This is a genomic window from Streptomyces sp. NPDC043853, from assembly GCF_056436025.1.
Genome location: NZ_JBWKDJ010000011.1, coordinates 160491 through 173311 on the forward strand (window position 1 = coordinate 160491; position 12821 = coordinate 173311).

Below are 12821 nucleotides of genomic sequence, written 5' to 3' on the forward strand. Positions count from 1 at the left end.
CGACCTCCTCGCCCGGAACCTTCCCTTCCTCGCTCAGACCCGTTCGTAGAAAGGCCCTTTCATGTCCGACCTGCTGCGCGCCCCGGCCGAGATCAAGTACGCCGAGGAGCTGGACTGGCTGGAGTCCGTCGACGACGGACCCAAGCCCTTCTCCTGGCGCCTCTCCCCCAAGATGGTCCGCCTGTTCATCCTGGGCTCCGAGCGCTCCGACGGCCTGGACCGGGAGATCCCGCAGAAGTGGTTCGGCGACCGCAGTTTCGTCGAGCGGTCCATCGTCACCCTGGCCTCCGACCGCGGGCTGCTGCTGATCGGCGACCCCGGGACCGGCAAGAGCTGGCTGGCGGAGCTGCTGGCCGCCGCGATCTCCCGCAACTCCACCCAGGTGGTGCAGGGCACCGCCGGCACCACCGAGGACCACATCAAGTACTCGTGGAACGTGTCCATGGTGATCGCCAAGGGGCAGTCCAGGGAGTCGATGATCCCCTCTCCGATCATGAACGCGATGGAGACCGGCACCATCGGCCGGTTCGAGGAGCTCACCCGCTCGACCAGCGACGTCCAGGACGCCCTGATCTCGATCCTGTCCGAGAAGTACGTCTCCGTCCCCGAGCTCGACGGTGAGGCCGGCGACAACATCGTCTTCGCCAAGCCCGGCTTCTCGATCATCGCCACCGCCAACAGCCGCGACCGGGGCGTCAACGACCTGTCCTCCGCACTCAAGCGGCGCTTCAACTTCGTCCGCATCCCGGTGGTGACGAACAAGAAGAGCGAGGCGGAGATCGTCCGGTTCCGCACCGAGGAGCTGCTGCGCCGCCACCGCATCGAACTGGACGTACCGCCGACGCTGCTCGACGTGCTGCTGCAGAGCTTCGCCGATCTGCGGGCGTCCTCGGCCGCGGCCGGCAGCGACGACGAGAAGCTGGAATCGGCCCTGTCCACGGCCGAGCAGATCGGCGTCCTCGAGGACGCGATCCTGCACGGCACCTTCTTCGGCGAGCGCGCCCTGACGGCGCGTACGCTCGCCTCCTCGCTGGTCGGTTCGCTGGCCCGGCGCGAGCCGGAGGACCTGGCCATCCTCAACAAGTACCTGCACGGCGTCGTCGAGCCGCGCAGCAAGGAGGAGGGCGGCTCCTGGCCGGAGTTCCTGGAGGGCGGCCGCGACGCGATCGCCACCCTGTCATGAGCGCCGCGGAACTGCGGGAGGGGACCTTCGAGGCGCTGCGCGGGCAGCTGCAGGAGGCCGCCGCGGCCTTCGCCGGCGGGCCCGACGCCCTGGAGGGCATCCTGCTCGGCATCGTCGACGACGTCGACCGGGCGGTGCGCGAACCCCTGGAGATCTTCCCCGTCTGCCACCACTCGCCGGCCTCCGCGCTGGCCATGGCGCGCCGCCTGCGGGAGAAGCGGCCCAAGGTGGTGTACCTGGAGCTGTGCGAGGACATGGCACCGCTGCTGACGGAGCTGCGCAACTGCCGGCTGCCGGTGGCCGTGCAGGCGTTCGCGACCGAGGTGGACGGCTTCCCCGCCGAGTGGGCACCACTGTCGGTGGTCGCCCCGGTCACCGAGGCGTCGGCGGAATACCAGGCGATCGCGTACGCCCTGGACACACCGGGCGTGGAGCTGGTCCTCGTCGACCGTTCCTCGGACCACGTCTACCAGTGGGACGCGCGCCGCGCCGGGTCCGGCACGCCCGGGGACCCGGACGGTCCGCCCGACGGGGAGGAGGCCGCCCTGCACGGCGACGCGGTCGGCGTGGAGATCGGCGACCTGCGTCCGCGGTTCTCCGAACTGGAGGAGCACCTGCTGCGGCACGGCCGGGTGCGGCACTGGTCGGAGTGGTGGCACCAGTACGTCGAACTGCCGCTGGGCGAGGCCGACCACGACGGCTACCGCCAGGTCATGCTGCTGATCGGCAGCCTGTTCCGCCGCCTCGCGCCCGGCGACCCGCACCGGGTCCGGGTGGACGAGGACCGCGAGCGCCACATGTGGACCAGGATGCGCGAGCACCTGGCCGCGACCGGCACCGATCCCGCGGACTGCGTCTACGTCTGCGGCGCCTTCCACGCGGCCAGCCGTGTCGCGGAGTTCGGTGTGCACGGCGCGGACACCTTCGAGATCGGGCCGCGGACGGCCACCACTTGGCAGCACGGCCTGATCCCGTCGAGCCATGCCGCGATCGAGGCGCAGTTCGGTCTGGCCGCCGGGTCCGTGTCGATCGCCGCGACGGAATGGGCCAAGCAGCTGAAGCGGACCCGGGTGGAGCCGTACCGGCTGGCCGGGCAGGCGGGCGCGGCGCGCGCCGCGAAGCCGAAGGGCGGCGGGCGGGGGCGCGCCGTGCAGTCCGCCGTTCCGGCGGACCTGCCGAACGAGCCGCCGGCGGACCGGCTGACCGGCTTCCTCCGGCGGCCGCCCGTGCTGGACCGGCTGGACGAGGCCGAACTGCTCGGCTGGTCGGTGGAGATCGTGCGGGCGGCACGGCGCAACGGCTACCTCGCCTCGACGGCGGACGCCATCGCGGTGTTCGAGACCTCGGTCCTGCTGGCGGGGATGCGGGACCGCGCCAAGCCCACCCCGTACGACTTCCAGGACGCCGCGGTGACCTGCATCGAGAAGGAGGCCGTGCCCGGGCGGCGCGACGTGCGCCGGCTGGTGGAGATCATGATGGGCGGCGACCGGACCGGCCAGGTCGGGTACGACGCCCTGCCGCCGCTGGCCCGGGACGTGCACGACCGGCTGGCCCCGCTCGGCCTGAAGCTCCAGCAGAGCGGTGTGCGGCGGGCGCTGCTGGACATCGCCTCCCGGCCGGAGCTGGAGCAGTGCTCCGACGTGCTGTGGATGCTGCGGTACCTGCTGCCGCGGGGCGCCGCCCGGCCGATCATGGGTGAGCGGCGGCTCGGCGAGCGGCCGATCCAGGAGTCCTGGGACCTGTCGCTGGGCACCCACCAGCGGGCGCTGATCGAGCTCGGCTACGAGGGCGTCAGCATCGAACAGGTCCTCGAACAGCGGCTGCGGCGCACCGCGTACGGGCCGCAGGCCACGGCGGCGACGGTGCTGGAGGCCGTGGAGGACGCGACGCTGTACCTGGGCAGCCGGCGGCTCGCGGACGAGCTGGGCATGCGGGCGCTGGAGGTGCTGTCGGCCGAGCGCAGCGTGGACGGGGCGCCGGAGGTGCTCCACCGGGTGCGGCGGCTGCTCGCGTACTACCGGACCGCCGAGCCGGTGCTGCCGCCGTGGATCGAGGCCTTCGTGAAGACCGGCTACGCGCACTACTGCACCCTGCTGCCCATGGTGTTCACCGACGAGGACGCGACGCTCCGCCAGGTCGCGGCGACGCTCGGCTTCCTGTTCGGCATGGAGGGGCTGGCGCTGTCCCTGGGCTGCGACCGGACGCAGCTGGAGCTGGCGGTGGCCCAGTCGCATCCGGCGGACCCGTCGAAGACGGCACTGCTGTGGGCCGCCCGGAACCATCTGGGCGGGATGTCGCGCGCGGAGCTCCGGGCCACGTGCGACGAGCTGCTCGGCAATCCCCTGGTGGTGCCCGCGTACCCGCGCTACCTCAGCGGGTTCGTGCACGCGCTGGAACCGGTGCCGGCGCTCGCCGACTTCGTGGTGGAGGCGGTGTCGAACGCGTTCGGGCGGCTGCCCGACCCGGTGCTGCTGCCGTGGCTGCCGACCCTGATCGGCACGCTCCGGTCGAGTGGCGCGGACCTGGCGCCGCTGCTGATCCGCGAGGCCGGGCGGGTCTTCCCCGGCCGGCTCGCGGAGCTGGACGCGTGGGTGCCGCCGTGGCGGGCCCCGGCCGCGCCGGAGGCCGTACCTCCGGCCCGGCGTGCGGGACGTGGCCCCGCCGGTGCGCTGCTCGCCGCCCACCCGGCGTCCTGCGGGGCGGTCGCGGCCCTGCTGGGCTGCGAGGGCACCTGGGAGTCACCGGGCAACGGGCCCGCGGGAGCGGCCCTGCTGAGCGCGCATCCGGCGACGGCGGAGGCGCTGGGAGTGCTGCTGGCCGGGGTCTGACCGCCGCGCGGGGGCCTCCGGCCTCCGGGGCCGCCGCCCGCCCCCGTACCCCGGCCGGCGGGAGCGGGCAGGCGGGCGGCCGCAGACCGTCACCGGTCAGCAGTCAGCGGTCAGCGGTCAGCGGGCGGGCTTGATGTGGTGGCCGCCCGCCGGGCCGGGCAGGACACCCGCTTCGGCCGCGGCCAGGATCGCGTCAGCCTGGGCCCGGGTCAGCTTGCCGTCCTTGACGGCCTGGTCGAGGCGCTCGGAGAGCTTCTCCTTGAGCTCGGCCGGGTCCGGGCGCCGCGCGTCGCGCTCCTTCGGGGACCCCTCTCGTCCCCCGGCGCGCTTCTTGTGCTCCTCGCGCTGCGCGTCCCGGAACTTCTCCAGGGACTTGGTCACCTTCTCCACGGGTACGCCGAGGTCCTTGGCGAGCGACTCGGCCAGTTCCTTCCGGTGCTGCTCGTGCCGCTCGGCGGCCTTCTCCTTCTTGAGGACCGGCTGTGCCTGGGTGACGGCGGCCGGCTTGCCGGAGTCCTCGGCGAAGGCGACGGCCGGGAAGACGAGGCCGATGCCGGCCAGGGCCGCGCCGGCGGCGATTCCCGCGCGTTTGCGGACGTTGTTCATGAACACCCCTCCGTGCTCTCGACCGGCAGGTCCGATCGATCGACGGGGCTCATTCTGCGGGTCGCGGCTGAGCGGGAGCTGGGCGCCGGATGAGAAGTTCCTGAGGACGGGACCTCCTGTGGCGGCGAGCGGGCCGGGCACGTCCGGCGCACGGCCGGGGCCGCGATATATCGAATGTACGGGCGACCGGTGCGCGACCTACGCTCGGCACATGGACCCCGTCATCGTGGCCTGCGCCGAACTCCCCGTCACAGCACTGCTGTACGGGATGCTCGGCGTGCGCGGGGCCCGGCGCCGCCGGTGGCTGAGGGTGTCGGCGAAGCGCTTGGCCGCACTCGTGATCGACCCGTACCACGCGGCAGCCCAACGCCGGCTCGAGGACGACGTCCAGGCGGCGGCCTCGCGGCTGCTGCTCGACGGACTGGTCACCGTCAACCACCGGGGCAACCTGTTCCTCACCGCGACCGGCGCCGACCCCGCGGTCTTCGCGGGACACCCGCTGCCGGACGCACTGCTCGGCGCGCTGCGCCGCCGCACCGCGCCCGCCACCCTGGGGAACATCGCCTTCCACGACGACGTGTTCCTCGCGCGCCGGAGGGAATTCCACGCGATGTACCGCGCCAGGCTGTGGTCCCGCATACCCGACCCGCCGCGCGAGGCCGGCCGGGTGGCCCTGGTCGGGGGGTGGGTGGTGCTCGCATGGCTGCTGTTCACCACGTTCGTACTGATGAGCAGCTTCCCCCGCGGGGCGGGGGCAGGGACCGCGGGGTGGGTCATCTGGTTCGCGCTGGTGGCACAGTGCGTCTGGTTCGGCCTGTACGGCCGGCAGCGGAACAGGCCCGGCAGCCTGCCCGACCCGATCCACGCACGGCTGACCGCCCTGGACAGGCACCCGATGCTCACCGAACTGGCAGCGCGCGACCCGGAAGCCGTGGCCCGGCTGCGCGTGAGCCGGCTGCGCACCCGTCGCGGCCGCAACCGGGGCCGCCCCCGCCGCCGCACGGCACCGGCCGGGACGGCCGGCTGAACTCCCGGGAATGGCCAAACTCCGCGCTGGTACCGGGCGGTGGGGGACCCTACGATTCCGCTGTCCGGGTGGCCGCGTGCACCGCCCACCCGGAGGCGTGGAAATTGTCATGACCACGCTACCACCGTGCCAATAGCACAGGTCAGTCCTGTGCCCCTGCGGCTTCCGCCGGCTCCACACCCCCCACTTCACCCCCGCGTCTCCCAAGCAGCGGATTGGAGAGTCATGGCCGGAGGAGTTCTCGTGAGCGGCGCGATCGGCGTGCTGCTCGCAACGGCCCTGCCCGCACAGCACGACACCTCGGTGATCACGGACCCGCCGCCGGACCGGATCGTCATCGAGGTCGCGACGGTCAACGGGTCGGGGTGCCCCAAGGACACCGCGGCGGTCGCCGTGTCCCAGGACAACACCGCGTTCACGGTGACCTACAGCGAGTACCTCGCACAGGTCGGGGGCGGTGCGCCGTCGACCGCCGCGCGCAGAAACTGCCAGCTCAACCTGATCGTGCACGTGCCCCACGGATTCACCTACGCGATCGCCAGCGCGGACTACCGCGGCTACGCCTCCCTCGCCCCCGGTGCGAACGGCACCTCGAAGGCCTCGTACTACTTCCAGGGTTCACCGCAGACGGCCGCCCGCGAGCACGTGTTCAACGGCCCGCTCGAGGACAACTGGCAGGCCACCGACACGACCGACTGGGCCCAGCTGGTGTGGGCGCCGTGCGGCGTGCAGCGCAACTTCAACATCAACACCGAACTCCGCGTGCGCAAGGGCACGTCGGCCCCCTCCTCCACCAGCTACATGACCATGGACTCCACCGACGGTGACATCAGCACCGTGTACCACCTGGCCTGGCGGGAGTGCCCCGACCGCTGACGCCGGCGTACGGCGGGCAGGTTTACTCCCGCGCCGCCCCCGGCCGTGTCACGTGCCGTCGACGACGAGGTCGGCGCGGTGCCGGCCGGGGGCGATCAGCCGGGCGTTGGCCTCGTCGGAGCGTGCCACCCAGGCGCGGGCGTGCTCGGGCTCCCTGCCGTACCGGACGTGGCGCTCGATCAGGCGCCGTACGCGCAGCCCCTCGTCGGGGGCGAGGTACCACGCCTCGTCCAGCAGGGGGCGGACATGTGCCCACTCCCCCGCGTCGTGCAGCAGGTAGTTCCCCTCGGTGATGACCAGGGGGACGCCAGGGCCCACCCGGATGCTCCCGGCGATGGGCTCCTCCAGCGCGCGGTCGAAGGAGGGGGCGTAGACCGCGGCCGGTCCGGCGGCGCGGAGCCGGCGCAAGAGGGAGGTGTATCCGGCCACGTCGAAGGTGTCCGGGGCGCCCTTGCGGTCGGCCCGCGCAAGCCGGTGGAGTTCGGCCTGGGCGAGGTGGAAGCCGTCCATCGGGACCACCACCGCCCGCTCCGGCCCCAGTGCCCGGGCGAGCGCGGCGGCCAGGGTGGACTTGCCCGCTCCCGGGGGCCCGGCGATGCCGAGGAGGCGCCGTCCGCCACGGGCGGCCAGCGCGCCCGCCCTCGCCGTCAGTTCGGCGCTCGCCGCCGGTTCCTTCGTCTCCATGGGTACGTCCTCACCTCCTGCGGTCCGCCCACGCCGAGATCTCCTCGGCGCCCCGGCGGACGGCTGCTTCCGGGAGCGTTTCCGCGGCTTCGGGAACCTCGGCCAACGGAGCGAGATCCCGCCCGGCGCGGACGCGCCGCGTCCACGACGGGGACGAGGCCTCGGCCAGCGCCGCTTCCCACCCGCTCGTCATGTCCGGCATGGTCAGACGGTCTCATGCCCCGTGAAGCACACCGCCACCGCCCCCGGCCCGCCCGCTGGCTTGATCGTTTCCGTGGACGCGGGGGCGGGATCCGGCCGGATCTACGATGCGGCACATGACCGATACAACGGGCAAGACGGGCAAGGGACATGGGCGCCGCACGCTGCTGCGGGCGGCGGTTGCGGGGGCGGGGGCGGTCGGTGCCGCGGCGGCGGGTACGTCGACGGCGGCGGCCGCGACCGGGGCGGCCGAGCGGGGAGGCGCCCGGCCCGGAGCGCCGACGTTCGTGTTCGTGCACGGGGCGGGGACCAGTTCGGCCTCCTGGCAGCCGGTGGTGGCGGAGATGGGGATCCGCGGCCACCGGGCCGTGGCGGTGGACCTGCCGGGCCACGGCTGGGGCGCGTACGTCCCCGTGTCGTACCAGTCCCCGCAGGACCTGGAGCGGCTGCGCACCGAGCCCTCGCCGCTGGCCGAGGTGACGCTCGACGACTTCGCCGACCACGTGGAGGACGTCGTCCGGCGGGCCCGGCGCAACGGGCCGGTGATCCTGGTGGGGCAGAGCATGGGCGGCGTGACGCTGAACGCCGTCGCGAACCGGGTCCCCGAGCTGCTGGCCCACCTGGTGTACGCCTCCGCCTTCTGCCCGACGAAGCACCCCACGGTGGTCTCGCTGGCGGTCGCGCCGGAGAACGCGGGGAGTGCGCTGTTCGCCATACCCGTGGTGGCGACGCCACGGGAGCTCGGGGTGAACCGGGTCAACTGGCGGTCCGCCGACCCCGCGGTGTTCCGCGCCGCGAAGCTGGCGATGGCCGCGGACTACCCCGACGACGAGATCCGGATGCTGATGGCGCTGTTGGAGCCGGACGAGTCGGCGGCGATCGGGACGACGGACGCACGGGGGCTGCCGGACCGGTGGGGGCGGGTGCCGCGGACCTTCCTGCGGTTCACCGAGGACCGGTCGATCCCGCTGCCGCTCCAGGACCTGATGATCCGCGAGGCCGACGAGACCACCCCGGAGAATCGTTTCCGCGTACGGTCCTTCGCCGCCCCCCACATCGGGCCGCGCGACCCCTCGGTGCTCGCGGCGGAACTGGAGCGGATCGCCCGCCTCTGCCGGGAGTAGGCCGGGTGGACCCGTCATCGCGCCTCCACGGGCTCCGGAGCGCGATGCCGGGGCACGGTCGCCGCACGGTCGCGGCGCGAACGGGTGATGGGCCCGGTGTGCGGTGGTGGCTGCGGCCGGGACGGGGCGGTGGTCCCTACGATGGCGCAGGCCCGCATGCCCTCAACGGTGGAAGGGAACCTCGCATGACTACCGAGGAAAGCACCGACCATGTCAGCCTGCACCTCTCCGACTGTGACCACGACACGGCCGAGGTGGTCTTCGACGCCCTGCGCGCCTCGTTCGCCGACGTGTCCGCCCCCGGCGGGACCGTCCGGGCCGCGGGGGGCGGCAGCGCGGCGACCGTCTGGTCGCTGACCGTGGACGCGTCGGCCCGCACCGCCTCCGACGCGACGCCGGCCGCGCTCGGTTCGCCGGTGACGGCGGAGCTCTACGGGTCCGCCGACCAGGTGCGCCGGGTGCGGGACGAGCTGGCGCGGGCCTTCGTGGTGCAGGACCTCGGCACGGTGCCCGGTGAGCACGAGGTGGAGACCCGCCTCCGCCTGAGCGGCCGCTGAGACCACGGGCCGGGGACGGCGGACCACGGACCACCGGTCACCGACCACCGACCACGGACTACGGACTGGAGACCGGAGACCGGAGACCGGAGACCCGGGACCAACGGCCGCCGTATCCGCCGGGCCTCCTGCCGCCCTCTCCCCCGGGACAGGGGCGCGCCGGCCCCGCGGTACGCCCGTCGGCCACGGACGCCTGCCCGAGTGGCGGCGGCCCCGGACGGTGGGCGACCATGGTGCCCGGGGCCCATCCGCGGGGGGCCGCACGCCCGGAGGCGGACGTGGCACAGACCTTCGCAACGGACGTACTCGTCGTCGGCGCCGGGCCGGTCGGTCTGACCACGGCCGTGGAGCTGCGCAGGCGCGGTGTCTCCTGCCGGATCGTCGACCGTCTGGTGGAGCGGCTCCCCTTCGCGAAGGCGGTGGGAGTCCAGCCGCGCACGCTGGAGGTCTGGGACCGGATGGGGCTGGTGCGCGAGGCCCTCGAGGCCGCCATTCCGCTGCGCGGTCAGCTCGTCTACGTCAACGGCGGCGAGGAGGCCCGGTACGACCTCTACCTGCCGCCCGAAGTGCCGTACGGCTTCGCCGCGTTGCCGCAGTACGAGACCGAGCGGATCCTCACCGAGGCCCTGGAGCGCCATGACGCGCGGATCGAGCGGGGCACGGAACTGGTGTCGTTCCGGCAGGACGACGACGGTGTGACCGGCCGGCTCGTCTCGGCGGCGGGAGTGGAGGAGGAACTGCGGGTCCGGTACCTGGTGGGGTGCGACGGCGCGCACAGCGCCGTCCGCAAGGGGCTCGGACTGTCCTTCGAAGGCGGTGCGTTCCCCGAGGAGTACATGCTCGGCGACGTGGAGGTCGACTGGGACCTGCCGGAGGGATACACGGTGCGCTCCTCGCACCTGGGCGCGGACGGGGCGGTGGACGACGTGCTCGTGTGCATCCCGCTGCCCGGCCGGAAGCGGTACCGGCTGTCGATGATGGTGCCGCCCGAACTGTCGGCGGCTGGGCGCGACGGGGCGGCGGCCGGAAACCCCGACGGTGTCGCCCACGGCCTGGAGGGCGGCAGCGCGCCCGGGCTGGCCGATATCCAGGCCGTACTGGACCGCCTGGCGCCGCAGCCGACGACGGCGTCCTCGCTGCGCTGGGCCTCGGTGTTCCGGATCAGCCACCGGATCGTGGACCGCTACGGGGAGGGCCGGGTGTTCGTCGCCGGGGACGCGGCGCACATCCACCCGCCGACGGGCGCCCAGGGCATGAACACCGGTATCCAGGACGCCTGGAACCTCGCGTGGAAACTCGCCCTCGCCGTGGAGGGCACCGCGGGTGCCCGTCTCCTGGCGAGCTACGACGCCGAGCGGCGACCGGTGGGCGAGGAGGTCGTGGGCCGGACCGTCCGGCACGCGACGCAGGGCATGGAGGCGGACATGCGGGACCCGGTCACGGCGATGCTGCGCGAGGCGCAGTTGCTGGTCGGGTACCGGGGCAGTCCCGTGCTCGGGCCCGTGCGGTCGGCCGGAACGGCGGGTTCCGCCGGTGCCGGTTCCGGACCGCTGCCGGGCGACCGCGCCCCGGACTGCGGTGGTCTGACGGACCGGATCGCCGCGTATCCGATACGGCTGTACGACGTGCTGCGGGGGCGCGGGCACGTGTTGGTGCTGTACGACGGCGGGGGCGCCGGCGAGGGCGGCACCGGACCCCGGGCCGATGAACTGGCCGCAGAGGCACGGAAGTTGTCGGGAGGCCGGGTCGATGCGTTCGTGGTGGTCGGGGCGGGCGACGGGGACGGATGGGGTGGCGGGACGTTGCTGCCGGTGTACCGCGACGCGCGGGGCGAGTTCGCCCGGATGTACGGGGTCGCGGACGGGGCGACGGCTTTCGTGGTCCGGCCGGACGGGTACGTGGGGGCTCGGCTGGTGCGGCCGACCGCGGGGGAGCTGGGCGAGTGCCTCGCCGCCGTGTTCGGCGGCTGAGGAGCGGTCATGACGGCTCGCCGGCCGCGTTCTTGAGCGGCGGTGGGTCGAGGGAGAACAGGCCGGGCGCCCGCCTGGTGGGGGGCGCCGCGGCCGGCAGGATCAGGCTGCCGCGGGGAGCGGCGGGGTGGTGCGGGACTTGAGGTGGGCACGCAGGGTGAAGCCTTCGGCGGCGGCCTCCCAGCGGCTGAGGGGGATACCCCCGGTGAGGATGCGGCGGGCCGACATGTGGTCGGCGGGACGGTTGACCGATTCCACGGCGACGAGTTCGTCCGCGCGGAAGAGGAGCACCGAGAAGGCTCCGTCCGGATCGCCCAGGACCAGTTCGGAGTCGGCCGTGTGGCCGAGCCCCGCGATCTGCAGGGTGGTGGAGAACTGGCTGCTCCAGAACCACGGAAGGTCGTCGTAGGTCCGCACGCCGCCGGTGAGCCGGTCGGCGACGAGGCGGGCGTGGTCGACGGCGTTCTGCACCGACTCGATGCGCAGCGGTGCGTCCGCCCGCGGGTGGGGGAAGACCGCACAGTCACCGACGGCCGAGATCCGGGGGTCGCCCGTCAGCAGCCGGTCGTCGGTGATCACGCCGCCGGTGACCGCGACGGCCAGTCCGGCGGCCTCGGCCAGTTCGGTGGAGGGGGTGACCCCCGCACCGACCAGGACGAGATCGGCGGGCAGGCGGCGGCCGTCGGTGAGTTCCACCGCCGCCACCCGACCCTCGCCGTCGCCGTGGAAGGCGGCGATGCCCTGGCCGAGCAGCAGCGTGTTGCCGCGTTCCCGGTGCAGGCGGGTGAAGTGGGCGGCCGTGGGAGCCGACGCGACCCGGGCCAGGGGCCGGTCGACGGCTTCGACGACGGTCACCGCGTGTCCCAGTTCCCGCGCCGCCGCGGCGAACTCGAGGCCGATGAACCCGGCCCCGACGACCACCACGTGCCCGGCCCCGGTGAGGGCCTTCCGGAGCACGTCCGCGTCCTCCAGGGTACGGAGGGTGCGGATGCCCTGCAGGTCGGAGCCGGGCACCGGGATCGTCCGGGGCCGGGCTCCTGTCGCGAGGACCAGGTGGTCGTAGGCGTGGACGGAGCCGTCGTCGAGACGGACCGTGCGGGCGGTGCGGTCGATCGCGACGGCGGTGCCCGTGACCCGCTCGACCGCGTTGCTCGCGTAGAAGGTCTCTGGTCGGAGCCGGAGCTGGATTTCGTCCGCCTCGCCCTTGAGGTAGGCCTTGGACAGCGGCGGCCGTTCGTACGGGAGGACTCCCTCGTCCCCGATCAGGGTGATGCGGCCCTGGTGGCCGTGCTCGCGCAGGGAGGCGGCGGTCTGCAGGCCGGCCTGGCCGGCGCCGAGGACGAGGACGTGACCGGCGTCGGCGGGCTGCCCGGCCTCGGTGCCCGCGCTCACTGGTACTGCCTCTCCGGGATGCGGACGATCAGCCCGTCGAGCTCGTCGGTGACGGTGAGCTGGCAGCTCAGGCGGCTGCCCGCGGCGCGCTCGCAGGCGGTGAACTCCAGCATCTCGTCCTCCTCCGCCTCCGGCTCGGCCAGCTTGCCGAGGCCCTCGGGCTCGACGTAGACGTGGCAGGTGCCGCACTGGGCGTAGCCGCCGCACTGGCCGACGATGCCGGTGACGTCGTTCGAGACGGCACCGCGCATGATGCTCGTGCCGACGGGGATGTCGAGCGTGGTCTCGCGACTGCGGTCGGTGGCGAGGTAGGTGATCTTGGGCATCGGGTGCTCCTGGAGGGGCCGTGGGTCGGTTCTGTCGGTTCTGTCGG

The 12821-nt window shown here is 73.6% G+C and carries 12 protein-coding genes; 7 read left to right on the forward strand and 5 right to left on the reverse strand.

Going from position 1 to position 12821, the window contains the following annotated elements; genetic code table 11:
- Window positions 1-61: 61 nt before the first annotated feature.
- Window positions 62-1183, forward strand: coding sequence for an ATP-binding protein (locus tag AC067U_RS26675; RefSeq protein WP_478832303.1), 1122 nt, complete (start codon window positions 62-64; stop codon window positions 1181-1183).
- Entirely contained in the window at window positions 1180-4011 is a 2832-nt protein-coding gene (locus AC067U_RS26680; protein ID WP_478832304.1) for a DUF5682 family protein, read from the forward strand. Before AC067U_RS26675 ends, AC067U_RS26680 begins: the two co-directional genes overlap by 4 nt.
- Before the next feature lie 117 nt (window positions 4012-4128).
- On the opposite strand, the gene AC067U_RS26685 is transcribed toward AC067U_RS26680, so the two are convergent.
- On the reverse strand, window positions 4129-4617 hold the full coding sequence (locus tag AC067U_RS26685) for a hypothetical protein (protein WP_478832305.1): 489 nt from the start codon (window positions 4615-4617) through the stop codon (window positions 4129-4131).
- Between the two features lie 211 nt (window positions 4618-4828).
- On the opposite strand from AC067U_RS26685, the gene AC067U_RS26690 reads away from it, so the two are divergent.
- A complete protein-coding gene (locus AC067U_RS26690; protein WP_478832306.1) occupies window positions 4829-5644 on the forward strand; it encodes a hypothetical protein in 816 nt (271 codons plus the stop codon).
- 225 nt (window positions 5645-5869) lie between these two features.
- Window positions 5870-6520, forward strand: coding sequence for a DUF4360 domain-containing protein (locus AC067U_RS26695; protein ID WP_478832307.1), 651 nt, complete (start codon window positions 5870-5872; stop codon window positions 6518-6520).
- Between the two features lie 48 nt (window positions 6521-6568).
- Here the strand turns inward: AC067U_RS26695 and AC067U_RS26700 are convergent, their stop codons facing one another.
- Window positions 6569-7204: a nucleoside/nucleotide kinase family protein gene (locus AC067U_RS26700; RefSeq protein ID WP_478832308.1), complete on the reverse strand. Its 636-nt coding sequence runs from the start codon at window positions 7202-7204 to the stop codon at window positions 6569-6571.
- A gap of 10 nt (window positions 7205-7214) precedes the next feature.
- Window positions 7215-7397, reverse strand: a complete 183-nt coding sequence (locus tag AC067U_RS26705; RefSeq protein WP_478832309.1) for a hypothetical protein — start codon at window positions 7395-7397, stop codon at window positions 7215-7217.
- Window positions 7398-7521: 124 nt separating this feature from the next.
- On the opposite strand from AC067U_RS26705, the gene AC067U_RS26710 reads away from it, so the two are divergent.
- From AC067U_RS26710 to AC067U_RS26720, 3 genes are all read left to right on the forward strand, one after another.
- Window positions 7522-8529: an alpha/beta fold hydrolase gene (locus AC067U_RS26710; protein ID WP_478832310.1), complete on the forward strand. Its 1008-nt coding sequence runs from the start codon at window positions 7522-7524 to the stop codon at window positions 8527-8529.
- Window positions 8530-8714: 185 nt separating this feature from the next.
- Window positions 8715-9086, forward strand: a complete 372-nt coding sequence (locus tag AC067U_RS26715) for a hypothetical protein (protein ID WP_478832311.1) — start codon at window positions 8715-8717, stop codon at window positions 9084-9086.
- 278 nt (window positions 9087-9364) lie between these two features.
- Window positions 9365-11056: an FAD-dependent monooxygenase gene (locus AC067U_RS26720; protein ID WP_478832312.1), complete on the forward strand. Its 1692-nt coding sequence runs from the start codon at window positions 9365-9367 to the stop codon at window positions 11054-11056.
- 102 nt (window positions 11057-11158) lie between these two features.
- Here AC067U_RS26720 and AC067U_RS26725 read toward each other — a convergent pair whose 3' ends face one another.
- Both AC067U_RS26725 and AC067U_RS26730 read right to left on the reverse strand, forming a co-directional pair.
- Window positions 11159-12448, reverse strand: coding sequence for an NAD(P)/FAD-dependent oxidoreductase (locus AC067U_RS26725; RefSeq protein WP_478832313.1), 1290 nt, complete (start codon window positions 12446-12448; stop codon window positions 11159-11161).
- Entirely contained in the window at window positions 12445-12774 is a 330-nt protein-coding gene (locus AC067U_RS26730) for a 2Fe-2S iron-sulfur cluster-binding protein (RefSeq protein WP_478832314.1), read from the reverse strand. Before AC067U_RS26730 ends, AC067U_RS26725 begins: the two co-directional genes overlap by 4 nt.
- Between the last annotated feature and the right edge of the window lie 47 nt (window positions 12775-12821).